This is a genomic window from Pectobacterium aquaticum (assembly GCF_003382565.3).
Taxonomy (GTDB): Bacteria; Pseudomonadota; Gammaproteobacteria; order Enterobacterales; family Enterobacteriaceae; genus Pectobacterium; species Pectobacterium aquaticum.
This window is the reverse complement of sequence record NZ_CP086253.1, coordinates 3,975,166-4,001,199: the sequence shown is the minus strand read 5'-3', so window position 1 is coordinate 4,001,199 and position 26,034 is coordinate 3,975,166. Positions and strand designations below refer to the sequence as shown.

The following is a 26,034-nucleotide window of genomic DNA, read 5'->3' as shown; positions in this document are numbered from 1 at the left end:
TCTTAATTACCGTCAGGAGGCTCTCTCCTGACGGTTTCCTGCTACTGCTTATCTATCCCTGCGAATCGGCCTCTTATCCCCGTGGGATAGGCGGAAATACGTCGTCTGGAATCGGGTTCTCAAACGGTGTCTGCTGCAATCTTTTCTGGTGGTCGGCTTTTGCCTGTGCAATCAGTTCGGGCGTGGCCAGCAGATCGATAGCCAGTGAGGCCATTGCTTTCGCTGCGTATTCCGTGCCTTTGTGTGCGGCCCCAGTTTTCCCCTGTGCGACCAACTGCCATGAATGCGCTGGTGTGCCGATGGCGTAAGTGGCGCTGCGAATCTGCACGGTTGGCACAACCCAACTGACCGTCCCCACGTCCGTAGAACCGATGAAAGCATCATTCGGGCTATACAGAGGATAAATTCCGTCATGCAGCGTTAAACCCGGCTGCGGTTTAACGCCGAAACGCGCGTAGGATTCGGCAATGTCTTCGGCGCTCAGCGCGGTCTGGAACATCGCTGCCATTTTGCGGTCTTCGTCATCGAACGGTATCGGGCCGAGCGCCAGCAGATGTTCGTGCATACGCGCTTCCAGCGGCGGGTTCGCCAGCAGATTGGCATCACCGCTAATCACTTCGCTGCGGACTTCGGTTTCCGTCATCAGCGCCGCGCCTTCGGCAATTTTCTTCACGCGTTTGACTAACTGGTGCAGTTCCGGCAATTGACGTGCCCGTACGAGGTAACGCACGGTAGCGTTGGCCTGAACGACGTTCGGGGCGTGGCCGCCGCTGTCGGTAATCGCATAGTGGATGCGGGCGGAGGACGGCATGTGCTCGCGCATGTAATTCACGCCAACGTTCATGAGTTCCACGGCATCCAGCGCGCTGCGTCCCAGATGTGGGCTGCTGGCGGCATGAGCTGCACGACCTTTGAAGTGAAAATTCAGTTCGTTACAGGCCAGCGAGACCGGGCTGTTGACGCCGGTGAAGGTTGCTGGGTGCCAGCAGAGGGCGATATCGACGTCGTCAAAAACGCCTTCCTTAACCATAAAACCTTTGGACGATCCGCCTTCTTCCGCAGGGCAGCCGTAAAAGCGCACGGTTCCAGCCAGTGCGTGCTTTTGCAGATAATCTTTCACTGCCGTTGCCGCCTGTAGCGCTGCGGTACCGAGTAGATTGTGCCCGCAACCGTGGCCATTGCCACCGTTTTCCAGCGGTTTTGGCTCAGCGACATTCGCCTGCTGGCTCAGGCCCGGCAGCGCATCGTATTCACCCAGAATGGCGATAATCGGCAGACCTTCGCCGAATTCACCTAGGGTGTGTCCCGTAACTATTTTTTGTACAATCAGGGACATGATTTCACCACAAAAAGTCCTTTAATTTGGCTCGTTACGATTTTCCCGATGACGCCTGGGCGTTGATTTCTCCCATGCTGCCACCTGAAAGAGGCTCTTCCCGAGGCGGGCGTCCTTATTTTGCGCACAGACATGTCATGAATGGCATATTTTGGGTGCTTTGCTCTGGCGCACCCTGGCGGGATTTACCTGAGCGTTATGGTCAATGGAAAACCATTTACAACCGCTTCAATCGGTGGTCTAAAGCCGGAATAATGAACAGCATTTTCAATAAATTACTCCAGATTCTGGATGAAAAAGCGCTGATTGACTGGGATGTTATCGCGCTGGATGGCAGTAACGTTCGCGCCCTGAAAGCGGCCGCGGGTGCGAAAAAAAACATCCCGATGAATGCGAGGACCATGGGCTGGGTCGCTCTCGCGGCGGCTTTGGCACCAAAATCCATCTGGCGACAGATGGCACAGGATTACCACTGAGTTTTTGCCTGAGCGGTGGACAGGCCCACGAAAGCCGATACGCGGAAAGGTTGCTCAACCGGGTCGGGATTATCCGAAAAAGCGGGCACCTGAAATCACGTCCGAAAGCGGTGCTGGCGGATAAGGGTTATTCAGGTAAAAACCTTCGCATTCATTTGAAAATGAAAGGAATAAAAGCGGTTATTCCGTTTAAATCGAATGAGAAGGCCAGTCAGGACGGACGTCGCCCCCTCGACACGCGCCTGTACAAAAAACGCAATGTCGTGGAGCGCTGCTTTGCGATACTTAAAGAAAATCGCCGTATTGCCACCCGCTCGGAGAAAACAGCCAGAAACTACCTGAGTATGCTAAAACTGGGAGCGATCAGGTTATTTTTAAAACGGTTGTTAAGTTAAGGGACACGGCCTAGTCAAAATAAGGCAGATGTGGCCTGCGGTAAAGCATTAAAGTGACATTTTGTAAGGGGGTATGTTCAAAATAGTGCATTGTTATGCTATCTGACGGGGTATTGCATTATGATGGTGCAATAACCGCTATCCGGCAGAGCGGATAGCGGGTGAGTAGTGCGATAGGGAGAGGATTATGCTGTCTGGTCAGAGAACCAGCTCAATTTTTCCCGCAGCCCGACAACGTTGCCGATGATGATCAAACTCGGGCTGCTGGCCTGCTGCGCTAATTCGCGCAGTTGGGAGAGCTGTCCACTCAGAACGCGCTGTTTGGTTGAAGTGCCGTTTTCGATAATCGCGACAGGCACGGTTTCCGGTAACTGCTGTTCGATGAGCTTACTTTGAATGTGCTCAGCCTGCTGAAGCCCCATGTAAAACACCAGCGTCTGTTTTTCCGCGGCGAGGCTGGACCAGTCCAGATCGGTATCATGCTTGACGTGTCCGGTGATCAGCCTTACGCCCTGTGAGTGATCGCGATGGGTGAGCGGGATACCGCTGTAGGCTGAACAGCCCGACGCGGCCGTAATTCCGGGCACGACGGAGAACGGTATTCCTGCCTGTTGCAGGTGCTCCAGCTCTTCGGCTCCACGGCCGAAGATAAAGGGGTCACCGCCTTTCAGCCTAACGACCCGATGACCGGCGCGTGCCTTTTCTTCCAGCAGTTGATTGATGTGATCCTGAGGAACGCTGTGATAGCCAGAGGCTTTGCCGACGAAGATTCGCTCGGCGTCGCGGCGTGACAGGTTGAGAATCTCTTTCGACACCAGTCGATCGTAAACGACGATGTCGGCCTGCTGGAGATGCTGTAGGCCTTTCAACGTCAGCAATCCCGCATCGCCCGGCCCTGCGCCGACCAGCGTGACTTCACCCCGGTCATCGAGCGGCGCGGAGAAAAGCAGTTCCGTCAGTTGTTGAACGCTCTGGCTATTGTCATTGGCCAGCGCCTGCGCCAGCCGATCGTGTACGAAGAGCTTTTCCCAGAAGCGGCGGCGTGCGCTCATATTGCGGAACCGGCTTTTGACCCGACTGCGCAATTCACCTGCGTATGTCGCCAGCTTACCGAGATTTTGCGGCAGAATACTTTCCAGTTTTTCCCGCAGTAGTCGAGCCAATACCGGTGCGGCACCGCCAGAAGACACCGCGACCATCAGCGGTGAACGGTCGATGATCGACGGCATAATGAAGCTGGCGCGTTCTGGTGAATCCACCACGTTACAGAAAATCCGGCGCTCACTGGCGCTGGCATAGACATGGTTATTGACGTCCTGATCGTCAGTGGCGGCAATCACCAGCCACACCGCGTCCAGTAACGTGGGATCGAAAGTGCCTTGTACCAGCGTTAATTGAGCATCCTGCTCCCACGCCCGAAATTGATCGTTAAAATCGAGCGCATTGACGGTAATCACTGCGCCAGCATCCAGCAATAGCCGGGCTTTGCGCTCGGCTATTTCCCCCCCTCCTACCAATAGACAAGGTTTATCGTGCAACTGACAGAATATTGGCAGGTAATCCATGTAACGCCTCTTGAAAGCTCAGGTTATTAGGGTAATGGTTGGCTATTATCAACCGCGATGTCACGGTCTGCGATGGATATTTGCACATTACCGTTTGTTACCTGAGTATCATAAGCTGCAACAGAATAGGCTCCATCCTCCAGACAGAAGCCATCATAAAGGCGGAAATGCTGTTTTTTCAATGGACTTGCCACCCAAAGATCGCCTTGATGCTCGCCCACTATCCCGCGACTTAATACGCTCGCCTGCGCGAACGGGTCGATATTGCTGATGGCGTAAACCTGCTCATCGTTACGTGGGCGGAACACGGCAATCTGTTGCTGCTCGACGAGGGCGCAAACGCCAGTGCCGGGCAGGATGTCGTCTAATTTACATACGGTTGTCCACTGGCTCATGCGCTTTCCCCTTCCAGTTCAATCTGTTTCACCGGAATACGCTCGGCAGGGCGTGCTGGACGGTGTTGTTGACGTTCACTCACCATTTGCACGTTTGGGTCACGTACCGGACTGTTAATGAAGTGGGCAAAGCGTTTCTGTGCTTCCGGATCTTCCAGCGTCGCCTGCCATTCGCAGGCGTAGCCTTCTCGCAACCGTGCGATATCCGCTTCAAGCCGATCGTTAATGCCCAGTTTGTCTTTCACAATCACATTGCGCAGATAGTCGATGCCGCCTTCGAGATTATCCAGCCAGACGGACGTACGCTGAAGCTTATCGGCCGTGCGAATGTAGAACATCATGAAGCGGTCCAGATAGCGGACTACCGTTTCGCGGTCTAAGTCGGCGGCCAGCAGGTCGGCGTGGCGCGGCTTCATCCCGCCGTTGCCGCATACATAGAGGTTCCAGCCTTTTTCGGTGGCGATAATCCCCACGTCTTTACCCTGCGCTTCTGCACATTCCCGTGTACAGCCGGAGACGCCAAACTTCATTTTGTGCGGCGTGCGGATGCCTTTGTAGCGGTTTTCCAGCTCGACGCCAAAGCCTACGCTGTCGCCGACGCCAAAGCGGCACCAGGTGCTGCCGACGCAGGTTTTTGCCATACGTAATGCCTTGGCGTAAGCGTGGCCAGTTTCAAACCCGGCTTCGATGAGCTGAGACCATACGTCAGGCAGGTCGTCTTTCTGTACGCCGAATAGCGCCATGCGCTGAGAGCCAGTCATTTTGGTGTACAGGTTGTATTGCTTCGCGATGCGACCAATGGCGATCAGGCCATCCGGTGTGATTTCCCCGCCTGCGGAGCGTGGGATCACGGAGTAAGTGCCGTCTTTCTGGATATTGCCGAGGAAGTTATCGTTGGAATCTTGCAACGGCGTATGCTGCGGTTTGAGCACGTACTCGTTCCAGCAGGAAGCTAGCAGGGACGCCACGGTCGGTTTACAGACCTCACAGCCGTAGCCTGAACCGTGTTTCTCCAACAGTTGATCGAACGTTTTGATTTTTTCGATTTGGATCAGGTGGTATAGCTCCTGACGCGAATAGGCGAAGTGTTCACACAGGTGATTATTGACTTCGATCCCCTGTTTGCTGAGTTCCGCGTTCAACACCTGCGTAAGCAGCGGGATACAGCCGCCGCAGCCCGTACCGGCTTTGGTGGTTTCCTTAAGCGCCGCGACGGTATGACAGCCGCCGTTAATCGCTTTGATGATGTCGCCTTTGGATACGTCGAAGCAGGAGCAGATTTGCGCACTTTCTGGCAGAGCATCGACACCTAGAGTCGGTTTGGCACTGCCAGCGGACGCAGGAAGAATCAGCGCTTCAGGAGAATCCGGCAGCGGGATTTTGTTCAGCATGAATTGCAGCAGGTTGCCGTAATCCCGCGTGTCGCCGACCAGCACAGCACCGAGCAGCGTTTTATTGTCGGCGCTGACGATCAGGCGTTTGTAGGTTTCTTTATTTTCATCCAGCCACATGTAGCTGCGAGAACCCGGCGTATGGCCGTGTGCGTCGCCAATCCCGCCGACATCGACGCCCATCAGCTTGAGCTTGGCGCTCATGTCGGCACCCTGGAATCGGTTTTCATGCCCTAACAGGTGGTCGACGGCAACCTGCGCCATCTTGTAGCCGGGGGCGACGAGACCAAATGGCCGGCCCTGCCAGGCGGCACATTCGCCAATGGCGTAGACGTCCGGGTCGGAGGTTTGGCACCAGTCGTTAATCGCGATACCGCCGCGTGGGCCGATTTCCAGCGCACACTGACGCGCCAGTTTGTCCTGTGCGCGGATACCGGTCGAGAACACGATGAAGTCGACTTCCAGCGTGCTGCCGTCGGCAAACACCATCGTCTTGCGGTTTTCCAGACCGGAATGCTGAATGGCCTGCGTATTCTTGCTGGTGTGCACACGCACACCCATGTTTTCAATCTTGCGTTGCAGCAGGGCGCCGCCCTGTGCATCCAGCTGTTCGGCCATGAGCACCGGGGCGAACTCAATAACGTGCGTTTCCACGCCAAGGTGTTTCAGTGCGCCAGCGGCTTCCAGACCTAATAGACCTCCGCCGATTACCGCGCCGCGTTTGCTGCGGCGTGCGCAGTTTTCGATGGCGTTCAGGTCTTCAATCGTGCGGTACACGAAACAGTCTTGCCCGTTTGATCCTTTGATTGACGGGATCCACGGATAGGAGCCGGTTGCCATGACTAACTTGTCGTAATACACGGTACGGCCGGAATTGGAGTGAATGGCTTTTTCACTGCGGTTGATGGTGATGGCGCGTTCACCGAGCAAGACGTTAACGCCATTTTTTTCGTAGTAGCCTTCGCGTACTAAAGAGAGCTCTTCTACCGTGTGGTGCGCGAAGTAAGAAGAGAGGTGGACACGATCGTAGGCAACGCGGGGTTCTTCACAAAAAACGGTAATATCGTAGGTGGACGTTGGAGCCTTATCCAGCAACTCTTCGATAAAACGGTGGCCAACCATCCCGTTACCGATAACAGCGAGTCTGACTTTGTTCATTTTTGCCTCAAAATTGCGTCTTCTGAGGTTACCTTATCGCTCCACACTGGGCGCTTATTGATGTACATCAAATAGTCTTTTATATACTACTTTATGAGTATGTTTATGATTTTACTTATTTTTTATTAAGTATTGGTTTTTGTTGGGGTTTTAGCGACTGACAAAAATGAGACCTATAGCACGCTTTTGGTCAGAAGCCGACTGGTTAGCGGGCAATCCGCGATCAGAGTAATCGTCCCTCTCGTCAATCATTCACGTTCCTGAGCGTTTAAAAATAAAACTAAGGGATTATCCATTTGTTTAGTAAGGATATGAAATGTTCTGGTGATAATGCTCACAGGTTTGTGTGCAATTGCACAATTATCAGTGACATAATTTCATCATATGGAAGAAATTGCCTAATGACTAACGGCGTCACAACCTTAATAATTGAAAATAAAACAGCATTTTTTTTTAATTAGCACGCAATTCCTTTTCTGTGACATTGATCGATTTATAAGGTCGTACCAGAAAAATAGCGGTGTTTTTTAGCGACAAGGCCAACACAGTCAGTGGGGTTATTCTTTAATTATTTATACGGCTTACATTCGTCAATCTTGTACATGAGTTGTGTTAAACATCAAGGCAGGTAACAACGTGAAAATAGAATCAATTGATGTCACCGTCTTCACTTATCCCACACGCCGGGTTTCCGACAGTGCGGGTCATTCACACCCGGGACCTGAAAATCAGGCCAAGATGGCGCTGTTAACCATCACGGCAGATGACGGTCAAAAAGGTTACGCTTTCGCGCCGCCGGAAGTGATTCGTCCTCATATCGTGAATGCTTTCTTCCGCAAGGTGTTGATTGGGCAAAACCCGTTCGACCGTGAGCGCCTGTGGCAGGATCTGGTGCACTGGCAGCGCGGTAGCGCCAACCAACTGACCGACCGCGCGCTGTCGATTGTGGAATCCGCACTGTGGGATCTGCAAGGTCGCGTGCTGAATATGCCAGTGCATAAACTGCTCGGCGGCTATCGTGAGAAAGTCCCTGCTTACGGCAGCACCATGTGTGGTGACGAGCTGGAAGGTGGCTTATCTACGCCAGAGGAATACGGCCAGTTCGCAGAAAAGCTGGTGCAGCGCGGCTATAAAGCCATCAAGTTGCATACCTGGATGCCACCGGTGTCGTTCGCGCCTAGCCCGAAGATTGACGTACAAGCCTGTGCGGCAGTCCGTGAAGCGGTTGGCCCGGATATCTGTCTGATGCTGGATGGTTACCACTGGTACAGCCGTAGCGATGCGCTGTATATCGGCCGTGAACTGCAAAAGCTCGATTTCACCTGGTTTGAAGAGCCGATGGAAGAACAGAGCATGGCGTCTTACAGCTGGCTGACCAAGAGCCTGGATATCGATGTTATCGGGCCAGAAAGCCTGTCAGGCAAATACTTCAGCCGTGCTGACTGGGTTAAAGAAGGCGCATGCGACATTTTACGTGCGGGCGTGCAAGGCGTGGGCGGTCTCTGGCCGTGTATGAAGGTCGCGAGCTTGGCAGAATCCTTCGGAATGGATTGCGAAGTTCACGGTAACGGTGCACCAAACCTCAACGTCGTGGGGGCGATCAAAAACTGCCGCTGGTATGAGCGCGGGCTGCTACATCCTTTTCTCGATTATGACGAACCTGCTGCGTATCTGAATTCGATTGTCGATCCGATGGACAATGAGGGCTTTGTGCATCTGCCGCAACGCCCAGGGCTGGGAGAAGATATTAATTTTGACTGGATTGAGGAGCATACCCTAAGTAAAGAATAGCGTTGTGTTCTATATGAATAGTTTTGTTCGATCTGAAAGATAGCCTTACCTAAAAAATAAAAAGTTGTCGTCTTCCATGCTCCCACACCTGGAGAATAATGATGAAAGCACGCGCAATACTCCGTACCTTGCTGTTAAGTTCACTCTGCATGGCCGCTACGCCGGCCATTCTATCGGCAAAAACTCCTGACGATCAACTGATCGTGGGGATGAACATGAACAACATGCTCTCACTCGATCCGGCCGCCATGACCGGTAACGAAGTGGTGGGCATTATCGTCAACCTCTATGACTCGCTGGTGGTGCTGGATCCCGCCAATCTGAGTAACATCCAGCCTTCTCTGGCGAAAAGCTGGAGCGTCAGTGATGATGGTAAGGTCATTACCTTCAATCTGGTGGATAACGCCAAATTCCATTCCGGTAACCCCGTAACGGCGCAAGATTTCGCTTGGTCGATGAAGCGTCTGCTTAACCTCAACATGGCACAGGCCACGACCTGGAAATCCTACGGCTTCACCGCGGAAAACGTGGAGAAAATGATCCGTGCCAAAGATGCTCACACCGTTGAAATCGAACTGCCAAAACCGAACGATCCAAAACTGGTGATCTACTCGCTGGCGACGCTGGGTAGCGGCTCGGTGCTGGATAGCAAAACGGTCATGCAGCATGAGAAAAACGGCGACTGGGGTAACGGCTGGCTGACCACGAACGAAGCGGGTTCCGGCCCCTTCAAGCTGGACGTGTGGCAGGCGAAAGACGTGCTGCGCATCAGTAAAGTTGAGAACAACTGGCAGGGCGATGCGAAAATGCGTCGCGTGATTTTCCGTCACATGACCGAGTCACAGGCGCTGCGCCTGATGATTGAAAAAGGCGATATTGATGTTGCCTCTGGGATGTCGGTGCCGGATATCAATGCATTGAAACAAGATAAGGACGTTGTGGTTGATGAGGTGAAAAAAGGCACGCTGTACTACGTTGCCATGAGCCTGAAAAACGAGTATTTCGCTAAACCGAAAGTGCGCGAAGCGGTTCGTTACCTGATCGATTACGATGGCGTGAATAAGACGGTGATGCCTGGCTATGGTTTCTATCATCAGCGCCCTATCCAGAAAGGGATGGATGCGACGTTGCCGGATCCTGGCTACAAGCTTGATGTGCCACGTGCTAAAGCACTGCTGGCTGAAGCGGGCTACCCGAATGGATTTGAAACCACGCTGCGTGTCCTGTCCGATCAGCCGTTCCTGAATCTGGCGACGTCGGTACAGTCCACGCTGGCACAGGCGGGCATCAAAGCCAAAATCATCTCCGGCACCGGTAATCAGGTTTACGGCGCGATGCGCGATCGTAACTTCGATATGCTAGTCGGCCGCGGCGGTGGCGGCGTCGATCCGCATCCTCACTCCAGCCTGCGTTCTGTTGTCTATAACCCGGATAACAGCGACGAAGCCAAACTGACCAACTTCCAGGGCTGGCGCACCTCTTTCTACGACAAGCCTCTGAACGACATGATCGATCAGGCGCTGTTGGAGAAAGATCCTCAGAAACAGAAGCAGATGTATATCAACGCGCAGAATCGCTATGAAGAACTGTTCCCGGCCATCATTCCGGTGTCGCAGATGATCGATTCTGTGGTGTTGCGTAAGGACGTGAAAGGCTATATGCCGCATCCGTCTTCTACGACGCATCTGCGTGAGGTGTATAAGCAGCGCTAGTGTCCACACGTTAAACCGGATGAGTAGTCGATACGTTCTCGGCTAATCATCCCGATCAGATACGTTAAAAAGAGATAACCGCTTGAGTGGTGGTTTGCTGTCGCCGCTCACCGGGATATCAGGAGAAAGAACATGGTTTTCTCTGATTGGATCAAGCCGGGTGGAGTATTGCGTCGTTTGGCAAAACGTCTGTTTCAGGTCGTCGTCACGCTGTTCGGGTTATTAATCCTGACCTTCGTGATCGGCCGCGTGATGCCAATCGATCCAGTCCTGGCTATTGTCGGACAGGATGCCGACCAAAGTACCTATCAACAGGTTTACCAACAGCTGGGGTTGGATAAGCCGCTGTATGTGCAGTTCTTTATTTACTTCAATTCACTGATGCATGGGGATTTGGGCAATGCCCTCCTGACCGGGCGACCGGTCGTGGATGACATTATCCGCGTTTTCCCTGCCACCATCGAGCTTGCCACCATGGCGATTATCGTGGGTGCCGGTCTGGGCGTGCCATTAGGCGTGCTGGCTGCGGCGCGACGCGGCAAGTGGGCGGATTATGTGGTGCGTTTTATCAGTCTGGCCGGTTATTCCACGCCAATATTCTGGGTCGGGATGATGGGGCTGCTGGTGTTCTACGCCTGGCTAAACTGGGTGGGCGGTGCCGGACGGGTTGATATGGCCTACGACGGTCTGGTGGAGAACCGTACCGGCCTGCTGCTGGTGGATTCGCTACTGGCGGGCGAGTGGGAGGTGTTCCGCAGCGCGCTGAACCATCTGGTGTTGCCCGCCACGATTCTCGGTTTCCACTCGCTGGCCTATATCAGCCGTATGACGCGTAGCTTCATGCTGGCGCAGCTTTCGCAGGAATACATCATTACCGCGCGAGTGAAAGGGTTGTCTGAGTTCCGCGTTGTCTGGGCGCACGCGTTTCGCAATATTCTGGTTCAGCTTCTGACGGTGGTGGCGCTGGCGTATGGCTCGCTGCTGGAAGGAGCGGTACTGATCGAAACGGTCTTCTCATGGCCAGGCTTTGGTTCCTATCTGACAGGCAGCCTGCTGCTGGGGGATATGAATGCGGTTATGGGATGTGTGCTGCTAGTCGGGTTGATCTTCGTGACGCTTAACCTGCTGTCGGACATGTTGTATCAAATCTTTGATCCGAGGACGAACGCATGAATATTTCCTCTGAGCCGTCGGTCAGTCGTGAATCGGTAATGCGAACACCGCCGGAAAAACGGGTGAGCCGCCTGCGGCTACGTTGTGCGCGAATCGGCGGGTTTCTCTTGACGATGCTGCGTAATCCGCTGACCGCGATTGGTTCTGCGATTGTGCTGATGTTGATTTTGGTCGCCATTTTTGCCCCGTGGATCGCCACGCACGATCCGCTGGTACAGGACTTGGCTAATGCATTACAGGCCCCGAGTGCGGCGCACTACTTTGGCACCGATGAGTTTGGGCGCGATGTGTTTAGCCGTCTGGTCTATGGTTCACGCATCACGCTGTATATCGTTGCGCTGGTGTCGGTCACCGTGGGGCCTATCGGGCTGGCGCTGGGTGTCGTTGCAGGCTATTACGGCGGGATCGTCGATACCATCCTGATGCGCATCACCGATATCTTCATTTCGTTCCCTAGCCTGGTGTTGGCGCTGGCGTTCGTTGCGGCGCTTGGCCCAGGTCTGGAGCATGTGGTGATCGCGATTACGCTGACGGCCTGGCCGCCGATTGCCCGTCTGGCAAGGGCGGAGACGCTGTCGCTGCGTCACGCGGACTTTGTGTCTGCGGTGAAGCTGCAAGGCGCATCCTCTATCCGCATCCTGCTGCACCACATTGTGCCGCTGTGTCTGCCGTCGGTGATTATTCGTATCACCATGAATATGGCGGGCATCATTCTGACAGCAGCGGGTCTGGGCTTTCTGGGGTTGGGGGCACAGCCGCCCGATCCTGAATGGGGCGCGATGATCTCTGCGGGTCGTCGTTACATGATGGAGTGCTGGTGGTTAGTAACTATTCCTGGGCTGGCGATTTTGATTAACAGCCTGGCGTTCAACTTCCTTGGAGACGGCCTACGTGACATCCTCGATCCCAGAACTGAATAAGTCTTCTCAACGTGCGCCGGGAAGCTCGCCCTTGATGGAAGTGGAAAATCTGCGGGTAAGCTTCGTGAACCGTGGTGCTGTGACGGATGCCGTGCGCGGCGTCTCCTTCACGCTTGGCTGTGAAAAGCTGGCGATTGTCGGCGAATCCGGCTCCGGTAAATCGACGGTCGGCCGTGCGTTGCTGCAACTGCATCCGCACAGCGCGCGGATTACGGCGGATAAACTGCGCTTCGGTGATACCGACCTGCTGAAAGCGGATGAGGCGCGGATGCGTCAGATCCGCGGCAAGCGGATCTCCATGATTATGCAGGACCCAAAATATTCGCTGAATCCGGTGGTGTGCGTTGGCGATCAGATTGCCGAAGCCTATCTGGCGCACCATCGGGTGTCGCACCGTGAGGCGAAGGCAAAGGTCATGGCGATGCTAGACGTGGTACGTATTCGTCAACCAGAGCGTGTCTACAATCTGTACCCTCATGAAATCTCGGGCGGACAGGGGCAGCGCATCATGATTGCGATGATGCTGATTACTGAACCTGAAATCGTGATTGCCGATGAACCGACCTCAGCACTGGATGTGTCCGTGCGTTTGCAGGTGCTGGCAATGCTGGACGATCTGGTCAGCGAGCGCGGTCTGGGGCTGATTTTCATCAGTCACGATATCAATCTGGTACGCAGCTTCTGCGATCGGGTGCTGGTGATGTATGCCGGACGCGTCGTGGAATCCATTGCTGCCGCCGATCTGGACAACGCGCAGCATCCTTATACGCGTGGGTTGCTGAATTCGCTGCCGGATATCGATCATCGACGCCCGCGTTTGCCGGTGATGAATCGCGATCCAGCCTGGATCAATGGATAAAGGGGATAATCATGGCAACTGAAGCAATGAGTCAGCGCAAGCCGATGATCGAAGTGAATAACCTGAATCTCTCTTTTGGGCAGGGCAGCACGGCGAATCAGGTATTATACGACGTGAATCTTACCGTCAACGACGGCGATATCTTTGGTCTGGTAGGGGAATCGGGTTCCGGTAAAACCACAGTGCTGAAGTGTCTGGCTGGGCTTTTTAATCATTGGGAAGGCTCGCTGCATATTGACGGGAAGAAACTGGCACACCGCATCGATCAGGCGCGCTGTCGCCGGGTACAGATGGTGTTTCAGGATCCGTACGGATCGCTGCATCCTCGTCATACCGTGGAGTCGATTCTGGAAGAGCCGCTATCGATCCACCGCTTTGACGATCGTGACGATCGTATCGATACCTTGCTGGAGAAGGTGGGGCTGGGAACGCCCTTCCGCCGGCGTTATCCGCACCAGCTTTCGGGTGGACAGCGTCAGCGTGTGGCGATTGCCCGAGCGCTGATTCTGGAGCCGAGAGTGCTGCTGCTGGATGAGCCGACGTCGGCGCTGGATGTGTCGGTGCAGGCGGAAATTCTTAACCTGCTGACGGAGTTGCAGCAGCAGGAAAAGCTGACCTACCTGATGGTGACGCACGACTTGGGCGTGATTTCCCACCTGTGCCATAAAGTGGCGGTGATGCAATACGGTAAAATACTGGAAACGTTGGAAACCGACGACCTGACCAGCGATGTACCTAAGGACGCGTATACTGCCATGCTGGTGGACGCTAGTCGTCAGTACAGCCGCGATCTGGCGGTGCGTTCGGAGCGTATGGGCTAGGTATTTATAGACTAAGTACGTATGGACTCGTCGCGCTGCGCGATAATCATCATGATGAGGGCCGAGCAATCGGCCCTTTTTTTATCTTACGCACAGGTTTTCGTTCACAGTGGGTTACGAACAGACTTTTATACGTAAAAAAAGGTAAATGGGTAGCGTTGAAGGGTGTGGATACTTACAATCATTACGCTTTCTGTAGTCGGCCTCTTCAAAAAGGAATTCTCATGTTCAAGCGTACTCTGGTTGCTGCGGCAGCCCTTATTTCACTGACGGCATTTTCTCCCGCCTTTGCGGCTTCCGACACCACCACGCGTGTGCTGTTGACGACATCTGCGGGCAATATCGAACTGTCTTTAGATAATCAAAAGGCACCGATTTCGGTAAAAAATTTCGTCGAGTACGTTAACAACGGTTTTTATAACGGGACGACATTTCACCGTGTGATCCCTGGCTTTATGGTGCAGGGCGGCGGCTTTTCTGGCGAAATGAGCCAAAAAGCGACGAATGCGCCGATCAAGAATGAAGCCGATAACGGTTTACGTAACCAGCGCGGCACGATTGCGATGGCGCGCACGTCTGATAAAGACAGTGCGACCAGCCAGTTCTTTATCAACATCGCGGACAATGCGTTCCTCGATCACGGCCAGCGTGATTTTGGCTACGCCGTGTTCGGTAAAGTCGTGAAGGGCATGGACGTTGTGGATAAGATCTCTCAGGTGCCAACGAAAAATGTTGGGCCTTACCAGAACGTGCCGACTACGCCAGTCGTGATTCAGTCCGCGAAAGTGCTGCCCGGATTGGCAAAATAGATAAGCAAAGAAACGAGAATATTAAAAAGGCCACTGATGTGGCCTTTTGCGATCTTAACGTCTCGACTACCGCGTTATTCCAGCGCGTTGGCCATCTGCTGTAGCCAGGCATCTACGCCAGTGCTCGGTACGTTTAGCTGACGGTAGGTCGCTGTTGCAACGGGATAGCCGCCGACGTCTTCCTGGCTGTTCACGAAGCCACCTTTCCGCTGTTTGAAATTATCCACGATACGTTTATCAACGGCATCACGATCTTTAGGACGCGCTCCCGCGCTTTGCAGTACCTGATTGGTGACGGCGCTGGCCGGTGATGCCGTTAAGCCTGCAGGCCAAATAGGGGACACTTTGAGTAAATTAATCCCGCTGCCTGACGTTTGCGGCGCCACTTTCCCCTGGGCATCGTACGCGAGGTTATCTGACATCCAGACATCGCCGGAGCTGTTGCTTCCTACCAGCCCTAAACCGGCTTTGGTATTCGCGCCGTAGTGCATCACGTTACCTGCAACGGAGACGCGTGGGCTGGCAGGCATGGTTTTCCCTTCCCATTCCGCTTTTACGCCACCGACGCGAACGCCCCAAATGCCGGGGTTGTAGATCAGGTTATTGACCATGACACCCGTAGAACCTGCTTTGAACCAGGCGTTACGCTCGTTGTTGTGCGCATACAGGCTGCCCACGATCGACACATCGGTCACGTTATCGTGAACCAGCGTCCCCATCGAGTGAATACCTTTGGTGTGAGCCGAATCGTATAGGCCTTCAGCAACGATATTATTCGAAAGCGTGATACGGTGTGCGGTGCCTTGTGGCCCGTCATAACGCGGGCCGGAAATAGACAGGTTCTCGTCTGTACCCCAGGCAAAGCTACTGTGGTCGATCACCACGTTGTAGGCATCTTTGCCGTTGATGGAAACATCGCGTTCAAAGCCGCTTTTTTTACCCGTACCAGCATCGCCGATGCGAAAACGAATATGCTGCATCAGCACATCATGTGTGCTGATCCCCATTCCGCCGCGAATGATGGTGATACCGGGAGAGGGGGCGGTTTGGCCGGCAATGGTGACAAACGGTTCTGCTAACCGGAGGTCACTTTTATTCAGGTCGATAATGCCGCCAACCTCAAAAACGATAATGCGCGGCCCTTTAGCGGCCAGCGCTTCCCTGAGTGAACCTGCCCCAGAAGAGGCCAGCGTGGTGACGCGAATAATGCGCCCACCGCTGCCTGCCACGGTATCAGTCCCGAATCCTTTCAACTCTGGTGCAGCCGGTGTGGCGGCGCTTGCCATCGGTATGCCGACGCTAAATACGAATCCAGTGCTGAACAGTGCGGCGAACAGAAGAGAACGTTTCATTTCATTTCCTTGAATATTAACGATAAAAATGAGCGAGCCCTTAGGACTCGCTCAAGTGCTGCCCGAACGATAAACCGACGGACGTTAAGCTCGCTTGCAGGCTCCGGTTAGCACCGGACAATGAGGGACGGGGCCTGCAATTCGCTTATTGAACTTTCACGCTTTACACATTGCAACTAGTTGCAATTTGCTGCTGTCAGCACGGCAAGGTTTTTGTTCACGCCAGCATAGTTCGCCAGTTTGTCTTTCACACACTGTGCAGAAACAGGAGAGTAGCTGTAAGGAACAGAAGCGAATGTGCCAGTGCTTTTCCAGTCTTCGGCATTCACGTAGGGTTTGGTATCTTTATCCCAGGTGATGTTGTACTTAGCGAAATCGGCTGGGCTCATGACGTTGTTATTACGTAGTTCCCAGGTACCGAAGTTGGAACCGTCATAACGTGAGGTCACTGGGTTTTTCGCATTCTCAAACCAGTTACGTTCGATCAGCGCAATCCCTTTCTGGCGCACGTTCAGACCAGAACCTGTGATGCCGGTGTACAGGTTGTTGTACGCATGAACCTGACCACCACGTTGCAGTGGGAGGCGAGCGTTAACATCGTCGTAAATATTGTGATGATAAGTCAGGTCACGGCCCGTATCACTGCTGCTGAAGCCGCTCAGCCCCACTTTTTTGATGCCATGAATGTAGTTGTACGACACCGTCACGTTGGTAGAGGCTTTCTTGATATCAATCGCGGATTCGAATGTTGTGTCACCGTCTTTTGTACCTGCGCATTCAAAGTTTTTCGCGAAGATCTCGTTGTGGTCAATCCAGACGTTCGGTGTGTTGTCGATACGAATAGCATCACCATCCTGCGCGCCGCCCGGCATGTAACCAAAACGCATGTTACGCACGACAACGTTGGAAGAGTTAACCATCCAGAGCCCGAAGTTAGCGGAAGACCCGTTGGTTCCGATGATAGTAATGCCTTTGGTGAACTCTTTAATTTCTACACCGCGTGCATCCTTACTCCACTGGCCGCAGATGTTAGCCTCAGCGGCGTTGATCAACGCATCTTCATTACCGTTATAGGTGATGACGAGCGGGTAAGCGCCGCCTTTGACTTTCTTACCTTTGGAATCCAGCTTCGCGGCTTCGATGATATCAATGATATCTTGCATGGAACGTGCTGTTTTTTTCACAGCTCCAGCAACGTCACCGCCATCAGTGGTGGCATAACCCCCCGTATTTGCCGCCATCGTTGGTTGGGCCGCAAGTAATAACAGCCCAGCGGCTGCAGAAGGCAGTAGGTATTTCATTAGGGTACTCTCCTTGGAATAGAATTTTTGTTTGGGCATTTATGATCCACATAACCCAGATTATATTGTCTTGGTGTTTCAATAAAAATAAAATCAAGGTTTATTGAAATCCCAATTAATTTTTACCATAAAAGAAAAAGAATTCAATATTTCGACATTAAATATATAGAGTGAATAACGGCGGAAACCTCAAGGGCTAATAAGTGCCTATTTTAAATGAAAATATTTTTTTCATTTTTTCTAAAATCAGGGTGTTGAGAATTTTATGAAAAATAAAATTATATTTCGTTTTATTACGCGTTGTTGGATGAGATTTGATAAAGGCGATAACTGTGAGCGACATCAATAAATAAGTAAAATCCCCTCATTGAGAAGATGGAGTCAGAAATAGTTGATGCTGATCAAATTATTAATTAATCGCGTGTTGATGGACTGTTGTTATTTATATCGATTAATTCTTAATTAAAGAATTTTTTGCTCCATTAATAAATCAAGCTATTAATTTACATAATTAATAATTAGCCTGATATTTAATTTGTGCATGTTATTTAGGAATACCTATCCACTCTCATGCGTAGGCTCCATAAAAAAAAGCGAGCTTTTAGCGCTCGCTTGGGTAGAACCATGCTTCTGTGTGAAGAGTCACGGCCGCGGGATATCTAGGCTTATTGCTTCCTGTCTTGATTCGACAGGGAAAGCCTGATCGCGTTTATTTGCAGTTAGCTGCTGTCAGTACCGCCAGGTTTTTACCTACGCCGGCATAGCTCGCCAGTTTATCCTTCACGCACTGTGCAGAAACTGGAGAGTAGCTATACGGGACAGCTGGGAACTTGCCAGTGCTTTTCCAGTCATCCGCATTGATATGCGGTGTAGAAGGTTTACCCCAGGTGATGTTGTATTTAGCAAAATCAGATGGGCTGGCAATGTTGTTGTTACGGAGTTCCCAGGTACCGAAGTTGGAATCGTCGTTACGTGCGGTCACTGGGTTGAGTGCATTTTCGAACCAGTTACTTTCGATCAGTGCGATCCCTTTCTGACGGACGTTAAAGCCTGAACTTTTGATACCGTCATACAGGTTGTTATAAGCATGCACTTGACCACCACGTTGCAGCGGCAGACGTGAGTTAACATCGCTGTAAATATTGTGATGGTAAGTCAGGTTACGACCAGTATCCGTGTTGCTTGAACCGCTCAACCCTACCTTTTTCACGCCATGGATATAGTTGTACGACACGGTGACGTTGGTTGAGGCTTTCTTGATATCAACCGCTGATTCAAAGGTGGTGTCGTTGTCTGGTGTACCGTCGCATTCGAAGTTTTTGGCGAAGATCTCGTTGTGATCGATCCAAACGTTTGGCGTGTTATCAATACGGATGGCATCGCCATCTTTTGCACCGCCAGGCATATAGCCGAAGCGCATGTTACGCACGACAACGTTGGAAGAGTTAACCATCCAGATGCCGAAGTTAGCGGAAGAACCGTTGGTACCGAGGATAGTGATCCCTTTGGTGAACTCTTTGATTTCTACACCGCGCGGATCTTTGCTCCATTGGCCGCAGATGTTAGCTTCAGCGGCCTTGATTAGCGCATCTTCATTACCGTTATAAGTAATAACGAGCGGGTAGGCGCCACCTTTGACCGCTTTACCGCTTGAGTCCTTTTTTGCGGCCTCAATGATATCGACGATCTCTTGCAGAGAGCGTGCGGTTTTTTTCACAGCACCGGAAACGTCGCCGCCGTCAGTGGTGGCATAACCCCCCGTATTTGCGGCCATTGTCGGTTGGGCAGCAAGCAGCAACAGCCCAGCGGCTGCAGAAGGCAGTAGGTATTTCATGTATGTACTCTCCTTGACATAGAATTTTTTGGGTATTGATCACTACACACCCTGTGTAATAAAAGGCAGTTTCAACAAAAATGAAATTAAGGTTTGTCTATAGGCCAAGCTAAGTGTTAACAGAAAAAATAAATAATACAAGATGGGGCGTTAAATATATATATTAAATAACAGAGGACCGCTGAGAGGATTTGTGTTTATTATTTTTAAATAGAAACTAATTTCTATTTAAAACCTTTTTATTCATTGTGTTATGTTTTTTATCGTTGTTTTTTCAATCTGGATTCTTTATTTTTTTATCCATTTTACATGTATGGTTTATTCTCTTTTTTAGTAATTGTGATCTCCGTCAAAAAATCTCATTTTAGACATGACGTCCTTGGTTTTTCTCCTTTTTAAAAAACTGAATTAATTCATAGGCGATTTTTAGTTGCTGTTTTTTTGTTAAAAATAATTTCAATGTAATCGTTTACTGTGAATTGGGATAATAAATAAGGCCTATTAATAAAGAGGTTTGCTGATGAAATAAATGATTTATGATCAATGAAATTATTACCATGCTAATTTCTTAAACAGCGAGAGCGACCCCTTTGTCTTTGATGGTAACGAGGGGGGGTACCTGATGCGGATTTCATGCAGGCACTGAATCGTTATGGTGGCTATCGAACCACGGTGATCGCATTAGAATTGATGTTACTGACGTTCGTCAGAACCGTTGCACTTCGGAGTTGAATCCGCCAACCACCAGTCTATCTCCCAAAATAACCCTTCCGATAAATCAAACCAACACCTTCAACCCATGCTTCTGCACCACGGTAAGCAGTTTCAGCGATAACCCGTTAGGGCGTTTTGCGCCGCTTTCCCATTTCTGCACTGTCGAAACACTGGTGTTCAGGTAACGGGCGAAAACCGGCTGACTTACGTTCAGCTTTTCACGCAGTGCCTTAATCTCAATGGGTTGAAGATCGTCCACGTTGTTGAGACACGCTTTGTCAAAGTTGCGCATGGTTTCCTGTGGAATAGCGTCGACACTGAATAATCCAGAAGCCGCGCTATGGATAGCCTCAAATGCAGGACTCTTGAATTTACTTTTTGCGGTCATGGCAAATCTCCACCAGTTCTTTACTCTTAATCAGTGCCGTAATTTTTTCATCGGCAAGGGTTGCGTAGTGCTTCGCCAACTCGCGGAACCCGGCCAGTTCGCTATTATCGATATTTGCCATATCCTGCTTGGCAAATAGGAAAGTGTAAAACCAGTGCTGTCCACCTTTCGCTAATATGATGGCGCGATCGCGATTCTGGTTCAGCCGCTTTTTATAAACGCCGCCGCCGAGATCGTCAGCTTTCCCTTGCATCACCGCCTCAATAGCTTCACATAACTCGCTATCCTTGATGGAGTGGTATTTAGCCGCCTTAGTAAACCATTTGGTTTTGAATACACGCATCAGGCCGACATCCTGTAACCTTAACTATAGCACTTAGTGCTAGATTACTCCCTTTTCTGGCAGAGTCAAAGCGCTTGAAGTCTACAAAACTTTGTCGTATTTTTGACCGTGAACCCCTGCTGTCGATGACAGCCACCAATGTTTCCAGTATCGGGATGATACGAGTGACCTGTGAGAAACGCCTTCGGGCGACCACAAACACTTCCGTAGCCTGCAAGGGAAAACACGCTCAGTTGCGTGTAGTAAATCTGACAGCCTTTGAAAGCAGATATCACCGAGTAGCTTGAACGCCGTTGCGAACGTGGTGATGCAGGTTCCTTTTGACTACTTTACTTCAAGCCCAACATTGCCGTGGGCTCACTATACCCAGTCAGAGAGCGGCTTCCATACCGTAGGAGACTGGCCGTAGCTGCAACGTTTATCGTTGTGGTGATTTCACTTCATCAGCGGCTTAAACAGCGCTTATCCTCGTAAGTTCGCGTTATTGCGCTACTCGTCATCAATGATTTGCGTCTGCACCGGCGTCACTTTTTCCGTATCAACGGATGAAAGTGACGCCGCAGCCGAAGGCCCCATTATCCCCATGAGACATGCACCTCAACTGCTGTGTCATACATCTGACACACCCCTTTCATGCTGGAGACGGGTACAATGGCCTTTCTCGCTTTATCCCATAAGCATGTATAGAAAAAAATTGCGGGTATTAATGCGGGTATGGACAGAAAAATTAAATAACATGTTTATTATTTATCAATAAGTTAAGTTAAATATGCTGCTAATTATCGATAACTACGACTCCTTTACCTACAACCTTTACCAATACTTTTGTGAGCTTGGTGCACAGGTTGTGGTGAAGCGTAATGATGAACTGACGCTGCGTGAGATTGAACAGCTTGCGCCTGAGCGATTGGTTATTTCACCGGGTCCTTGTACGCCGGACGAGGCGGGCATTTCACTGGCTGCAATCCGTCACTTTGCCAATAAATTGCCTATTTTGGGCGTGTGTCTTGGGCATCAGGCGATGGGGCAGGCGTTCGGCGCGCGCGTGGTGCGGGCACGACAGGTCATGCATGGCAAAACCTCAGCGATTGCGCATAGCGATACGGGAGTTTTCGCGGGGCTGGCACAGCCGTTGACGGTCACCCGTTATCATTCACTCATTATTGATTCCGCCTCGCTACCCGATTGCTTTGAAGTTACGGCCTGGAGCGAACATGAAGGAACGCGTGATGAGATTATGGGGATTCGCCATCGCGCATTGCCGCTGGAAGGGGTGCAGTTTCACCCAGAGAGCATTCTTAGCCAGCAAGGGCATCAGCTTTTGGATAATTTCCTTAAAATTTAGCTATATAGAAAGTTATTCTCCTCAGTAGCCGATTTAATATTGCCTGAAATTGATTTTTTATGCATATTTATTGACTATATTTTCATTCCGATATGATGGACAGCAGAGTGAGGCAGCAAATGGCAGCAGAGCAGAAAGCAGTGACACGGGATACTCACGATAAAGTGATTTTGCCAGTTTATGCACCCGCGAAGTTTGTACCCGTGAAAGGTAAAGGGAGCCGCGTCTGGGATCAGGATGGCCGCGAGTATATCGATTTCTCCGGCGGTATTGCGGTTACAGCGCTGGGTCACTGTCATCCTGCATTGGTGAACGCGTTGCAGCAGCAGGGTGAAAAGCTGTGGCACACCAGCAATATTTTCACTAATGAGCCTGCGCTACGTCTTGCCAGTAAATTGATTGATGCTACGTTTGCCGACCGTGTGTTTTTTGTTAACTCCGGTGCTGAGGCCAATGAAGCTGCCTTTAAGCTGGCGCGTCACTATGCGGTTAAACGCCATAGTCCTTATAAAACCAAGATCATCGCCTTCTACAATGCATTCCATGGTCGGACGCTGTTCACCGTCTCAGTCGGCGGACAGCCTAAATATGCCGATGGTTTCGGGCCGAAGCCTGCCGATATTGTTCATGTTCCCTTCAACGATCTGGCCGCTGTTAAAGCGGTGATGGACGATCACACTTGTGCGGTCGTGCTGGAGCCGATTCAGGGCGAGGGCGGGATTACACCTGCGACGCCTGAGTTTTTACAAGGCGTTCGCGATCTGTGCGATCGGCACAAGGCGCTGCTGGTATTTGATGAAGTGCAGAGCGGGATGGGGCGTACTGGTAAATTATTCAGCTACATGCACTATGGCATCACACCTGATATTCTCACAACGGCTAAGGCGCTGGGCGGTGGGTTCCCGATTAGCGCAATGCTGACGACGGAAGAGATCGCATCGGCCATGACGGTTGGCGTACACGGTACCACCTATGGCGGCAACCCGTTGGCCTGTGCAGTGGCGGAAGCCGCGCTGGATATTATCAATACGCCGGACGTGCTATCAGGTGTAGCGGATCGTCACGATCGCTTTGTCAGTGAGCTTGAGAAAATCAATCAGCAGTACGATGTATTCAAACAGATCCGCGGTATGGGGCTGTTACTGGGGGCTGAACTGAAACCGCAATGGCACGGTCGTGCGGGCGAGTTTCTGGCTGCGGCAACGGCTCAGGGGCTTATGGTGCTGATGGCTGGGCCGAACGTAATCCGCTTTGTGCCATCTTTGATCATTGATGAAGAGGATATTGCGCAGGGGATGGCAAAATTTGCTAAAGCCGTCGCGCAGGTCGTTAGCGGCTAGCTAACGCAACGAACCGAGTGCGCATTGACAAGATCAATGTAATAAAAAAGCGTGAGGCCGAGGCTTCACGCTTTTTTATTGGTAGGGTACCGCGACAGGGGGTTAGCGAGTGCCGTAAACGACAATCGTTTTACCGTGTGCAGAGATCAGGTTCTGGTCTTCTAACATTTTCAGAATACGACCCACGGTTTCACGCGAGCAGCCAACGATTTGCCCAATTTCCTGACGGGTAATTTTAATTTGCATGCCATCTGGATGCGTCATAGCATCAGGTTGTTTGGCCAGGTTGAGTAGGGTTTGAGCAATACGGCCGGTCACATCAAGGAAGGCGAGGTTGCCGACCTTCTCAGAGGTCACCTGAAGTCTGCTTGCCATTTGTGCAGACAGACGCATGAGGATATCTGGGTTAACCTGGATGAGCTGGCGGAATTTTTTATAGGAAATTTCGGCCACTTCACAGGCGGTTTTTGCCCGAACCCAAGCGCTACGTTCTTGACCTTCTTCAAACAGGCCGAGCTCGCCGATAAAATCGCCCTGATTGAGGTAGGAGAGAATCATTTCCTTGCCTTCTTCATCTTTGATTAGCACTGCGACAGAGCCTTTCACGATGTAGTAAAGCGTTTCTGCTTTTTCACCTTGGTGAATCAGCGTGCTCTTCGATGGATACTTGTGAATATGACAATGGGAAAGGAACCATTCGAGAGTTGGATCTGTTTGCGGTTTGCCGAGAACCATTCGCTATCATCCTCTGTTGTAATTCACTGCGCAAATTACAGGGGTCAGAGTTCCCTGTACGGCGTGTTTTACTGCTAAAAAAATAAAATTCAGTCTAGGCAGAATGACGTCAGGGAATATACTGAAACCACTGTACCCTTGATTTTCCGGTTGCTGCCTTGCCGCACCGTAAACGTGGCTGGGGTCTGTCTGGCCAGGCCATCATCTTCTTCGTTTCTGGGTTTGTCCAGAAAAGGTCTATTCTGTTTTCGTTTTAACACAGCTTGAAGGACGTGTCTTGTGTTGTCTCGCTTCAGCATGACAAAGCGCTGATTAACGCTGGTTTTTGTACAGTAACGGTATAAATTTTCAAAAAATTTTTAGTGGAGAGGCATCATGCAGGCACGGGTAAAATGGGTTGAAGGCTTAACGTTTTTGGGCGAATCTGCATCAGGGCATCAGATAGTGATGGACGGCAATTCCGGTGATAAAGCGCCCAGTCCGATGGAAATGGTGTTGATGTCTGTAGGGGGATGCAGCGCGATTGATGTGGTATCGATTCTGCAAAAAGGCCGCAACGATGTAGCGGATTGTGAAGTGAAATTAACGTCAGAGCGTCGGTCTGACGCACCGCGTTTATTTACCCACATCAATCTGCATTTTATCGTGACGGGAAAAGGGTTGACCGACAACGCTGTCGAGCGAGCCGTCGCCCTGTCGGCGGAAAAATACTGCTCTGTGGCACTGATGCTGGGCAAAGCCGTTGAGGTGACGCACAGCCATGAAATTAGAGTGCTGGAATAATCTCTTTCTCTGGGCACTCATTCTGGTCACTTAAACCTGTTATTAGGGGAAACACAGGGGGAGGTTGACGTAGGGAGGCCTCACCCCTGTGGTCGCACCGCGTATCTCGATGCTTATTCGATGGTTTTCCCTTCTATCAGCCGTTGCACCAGCGGTGCCATGATTAACTCCATCGCCAATCCCATCTTCCCGCCGGGAACGACCAGCGTGTTGATGTGCGAAATAAATGAACCCTGCAACATGGCGAGCAAATAGGGATAATCAATATTATCCAATCCCTGAAAATGAATCACGACGAAGCTTTCGTCCAGTGACGGAATCGATTTAGCGGCGAACGGGTTGGAGGTGTCCACGGTAGGCACACGCTGGAAGTTGATGTGTGTGCGAGAGAACTGTGGCGTGATATAGGTGATGTAGTCTTCTATTGAGCGGACGACGGAATCCATCACCGCTTCACGCGAGTGGCCGCGCTCATTAACGTCACGAATCAGCTTTTGAATCCATTCCAGGTTGACGATCGGCACCACGCCGACGAGTAAATCGACATGCTGTGCCACGTCGTTTTGCTCAGTGACCACGCCGCCGTGCAATCCTTCATAGAACAGGATGTCGGTGGGTTCCGGCATTGGTTCCCACGGCGTGAACGTTCCGGGAACCTGATTATAGGGAATGGCTTCATCATAGGTATGCAGGTATTTACGCGTCTGACCGCGCCCGTGCAGGCCATATTCGATAAACGACTGTTCCAGCAGGCTGAAATCATTCGCTTCTGGGCCGAAATAGCTGATGTGGCGTCCTGAATCACGCGCTTTACGAATCGCCATATCCATTTCCGGGCGGGTATAGCGGTGAAAGCTATCACCTTCTAACTGGGCTGCGCGCAGATCAAACTGCTGGAAAATCTTACGGAAGGCCAGACTGGTTGTCGTGGTTCCCGCTCCGCTGGAGCCGGTAACCGCAATGATCGGATGCTGATGTGACATAAGGTGCGTGACTCCGTGATCGCGATGCCTGCATAGACCGAAAGCCTGCGCGCATCCTCCCAAAAGACGTAATTATCATCATTGTTAGCATGTTTGACGGGTTCTTTCACGACTT

Annotated in this window: 22 protein-coding genes; 11 read left to right on the top strand and 11 right to left on the bottom strand. The window is 51.5% G+C overall.

The window, feature by feature from the left end; genetic code table 11:
• Positions 1-73: 73 nt before the first annotated feature.
• On the bottom strand, positions 74-1,336 hold the full coding sequence (locus tag DMB82_RS18575) for a M20 family metallopeptidase (RefSeq protein ID WP_228400019.1): 1,263 nt from the start codon (positions 1,334-1,336) through the stop codon (positions 74-76).
• Positions 1,337-1,362: 26 nt separating this feature from the next.
• Between DMB82_RS18575 and DMB82_RS18570 the strand changes: the two genes are divergently transcribed.
• Positions 1,363-2,207, top strand: a protein-coding gene (locus DMB82_RS18570; RefSeq protein ID WP_102119033.1) for an IS5 family transposase whose coding sequence is annotated in 2 segments (ribosomal slippage) — positions 1,363-1,708 and positions 1,708-2,207 — 846 coding nt in all. Because the reading frame shifts where the segments join, the coding sequence is not laid out codon by codon here.
• A gap of 185 nt (positions 2,208-2,392) precedes the next feature.
• On the opposite strand, the gene cysG is transcribed toward DMB82_RS18570, so the two are convergent.
• From cysG to nirB, 3 genes are read right to left on the bottom strand one after another with little or no spacing between them, the layout of a single operon-like run.
• The gene (cysG, locus tag DMB82_RS18565; protein ID WP_116163589.1) at positions 2,393-3,772 is read right to left on the bottom strand and encodes a siroheme synthase CysG; all 1,380 of its coding nucleotides are present in this window, start codon (positions 3,770-3,772) and stop codon (positions 2,393-2,395) included.
• Positions 3,773-3,798: 26 nt separating this feature from the next.
• Positions 3,799-4,167 (bottom strand): nitrite reductase small subunit NirD, encoded by a 369-nt coding sequence (gene nirD / locus DMB82_RS18560; RefSeq protein ID WP_102116857.1) that lies wholly within the window; start codon positions 4,165-4,167, stop codon positions 3,799-3,801.
• The gene (gene nirB / locus DMB82_RS18555; RefSeq protein WP_116163591.1) at positions 4,164-6,716 is read right to left on the bottom strand and encodes a nitrite reductase large subunit NirB; all 2,553 of its coding nucleotides are present in this window, start codon (positions 6,714-6,716) and stop codon (positions 4,164-4,166) included. Before nirB ends, nirD begins: the two co-directional genes overlap by 4 nt.
• 636 nt (positions 6,717-7,352) lie before the next feature.
• Here nirB and DMB82_RS18550 point away from each other — a divergent pair.
• The 7 genes from DMB82_RS18550 (at position 7,353) to ppiA (ending at position 14,801) form a co-directional block, all read left to right on the top strand.
• Positions 7,353-8,507 carry a mandelate racemase family protein gene (locus DMB82_RS18550; RefSeq protein WP_010297089.1) on the top strand — a complete coding sequence of 385 codons (1,155 nt, stop codon included), beginning with the start codon at positions 7,353-7,355 and terminating at the stop codon, positions 8,505-8,507.
• 101 nt (positions 8,508-8,608) lie between these two features.
• Positions 8,609-10,219: an ABC transporter substrate-binding protein gene (locus tag DMB82_RS18545; RefSeq protein WP_102116855.1), complete on the top strand. Its 1,611-nt coding sequence runs from the start codon at positions 8,609-8,611 to the stop codon at positions 10,217-10,219.
• A gap of 132 nt (positions 10,220-10,351) precedes the next feature.
• On the top strand, positions 10,352-11,392 hold the full coding sequence (locus DMB82_RS18540) for an ABC transporter permease (protein WP_102116854.1): 1,041 nt from the start codon (positions 10,352-10,354) through the stop codon (positions 11,390-11,392).
• A gap of 38 nt (positions 11,393-11,430) precedes the next feature.
• On the top strand, positions 11,431-12,312 hold the full coding sequence (locus DMB82_RS18535) for an ABC transporter permease (protein ID WP_102117062.1): 882 nt from the start codon (positions 11,431-11,433) through the stop codon (positions 12,310-12,312).
• Positions 12,284-13,171 carry an ABC transporter ATP-binding protein gene (locus DMB82_RS18530; protein ID WP_404932086.1) on the top strand — a complete coding sequence of 296 codons (888 nt, stop codon included), beginning with the start codon at positions 12,284-12,286 and terminating at the stop codon, positions 13,169-13,171. The genes DMB82_RS18535 and DMB82_RS18530 overlap by 29 nt, the downstream gene beginning before the upstream one ends.
• A gap of 44 nt (positions 13,172-13,215) precedes the next feature.
• On the top strand, positions 13,216-13,992 hold the full coding sequence (locus DMB82_RS18525) for an ABC transporter ATP-binding protein (RefSeq protein WP_189338656.1): 777 nt from the start codon (positions 13,216-13,218) through the stop codon (positions 13,990-13,992).
• A gap of 224 nt (positions 13,993-14,216) precedes the next feature.
• The gene (gene ppiA, locus DMB82_RS18520; protein WP_102116852.1) at positions 14,217-14,801 is read left to right on the top strand and encodes a peptidylprolyl isomerase A; all 585 of its coding nucleotides are present in this window, start codon (positions 14,217-14,219) and stop codon (positions 14,799-14,801) included.
• Between the two features lie 74 nt (positions 14,802-14,875).
• Here ppiA and pelZ read toward each other — a convergent pair whose 3' ends face one another.
• The 5 genes from pelZ to DMB82_RS18495 all read right to left on the bottom strand — a co-directional run bounded on the left by pelZ (position 14,876) and on the right by DMB82_RS18495 (position 20,733).
• The gene (pelZ, locus tag DMB82_RS18515; protein ID WP_102116851.1) at positions 14,876-16,153 is read right to left on the bottom strand and encodes a pectate lyase PelZ; all 1,278 of its coding nucleotides are present in this window, start codon (positions 16,151-16,153) and stop codon (positions 14,876-14,878) included.
• A gap of 176 nt (positions 16,154-16,329) precedes the next feature.
• Complete coding sequence (gene pelC / locus DMB82_RS18510; protein WP_102116850.1) at positions 16,330-17,454, bottom strand: pectate lyase PelC; 1,125 nt, start codon at positions 17,452-17,454, stop codon at positions 16,330-16,332.
• Between the two features lie 709 nt (positions 17,455-18,163).
• Positions 18,164-19,288, bottom strand: coding sequence for a pectate lyase PelA (pelA, locus tag DMB82_RS18505; protein WP_102116849.1), 1,125 nt, complete (start codon positions 19,286-19,288; stop codon positions 18,164-18,166).
• 778 nt (positions 19,289-20,066) lie between these two features.
• Complete coding sequence (locus DMB82_RS18500) at positions 20,067-20,390, bottom strand: helix-turn-helix domain-containing protein (RefSeq protein WP_116163592.1); 324 nt, start codon at positions 20,388-20,390, stop codon at positions 20,067-20,069.
• Complete coding sequence (locus tag DMB82_RS18495) at positions 20,374-20,733, bottom strand: type II toxin-antitoxin system RelE/ParE family toxin (RefSeq protein ID WP_116163594.1); 360 nt, start codon at positions 20,731-20,733, stop codon at positions 20,374-20,376. Before DMB82_RS18495 ends, DMB82_RS18500 begins: the two co-directional genes overlap by 17 nt.
• A 769-nt stretch (positions 20,734-21,502) precedes the next feature.
• Between DMB82_RS18495 and DMB82_RS18490 the strand changes: the two genes are divergently transcribed.
• Positions 21,503-22,078 (top strand): aminodeoxychorismate synthase component II, encoded by a 576-nt coding sequence (locus tag DMB82_RS18490; protein WP_102116847.1) that lies wholly within the window; start codon positions 21,503-21,505, stop codon positions 22,076-22,078.
• Positions 22,079-22,197: 119 nt separating this feature from the next.
• Positions 22,198-23,418 carry a bifunctional acetylornithine/succinyldiaminopimelate transaminase gene (argD, locus tag DMB82_RS18485; protein ID WP_102116846.1) on the top strand — a complete coding sequence of 407 codons (1,221 nt, stop codon included), beginning with the start codon at positions 22,198-22,200 and terminating at the stop codon, positions 23,416-23,418.
• Between the two features lie 102 nt (positions 23,419-23,520).
• Here argD and crp read toward each other — a convergent pair whose 3' ends face one another.
• Positions 23,521-24,153: a cAMP-activated global transcriptional regulator CRP gene (gene crp / locus DMB82_RS18480; protein WP_004090925.1), complete on the bottom strand. Its 633-nt coding sequence runs from the start codon at positions 24,151-24,153 to the stop codon at positions 23,521-23,523.
• Positions 24,154-24,528: 375 nt separating this feature from the next.
• On the opposite strand from crp, the gene DMB82_RS18475 reads away from it, so the two are divergent.
• Positions 24,529-24,936, top strand: a complete 408-nt coding sequence (locus DMB82_RS18475) for an OsmC family protein (RefSeq protein ID WP_102116845.1) — start codon at positions 24,529-24,531, stop codon at positions 24,934-24,936.
• A 113-nt stretch (positions 24,937-25,049) separates the two neighbouring features.
• On the opposite strand, the gene DMB82_RS18470 is transcribed toward DMB82_RS18475, so the two are convergent.
• On the bottom strand, positions 25,050-25,919 hold the full coding sequence (locus DMB82_RS18470; protein WP_116163595.1) for a phosphoribulokinase: 870 nt from the start codon (positions 25,917-25,919) through the stop codon (positions 25,050-25,052).
• Positions 25,920-26,034: the final 115 nt, after the last annotated feature.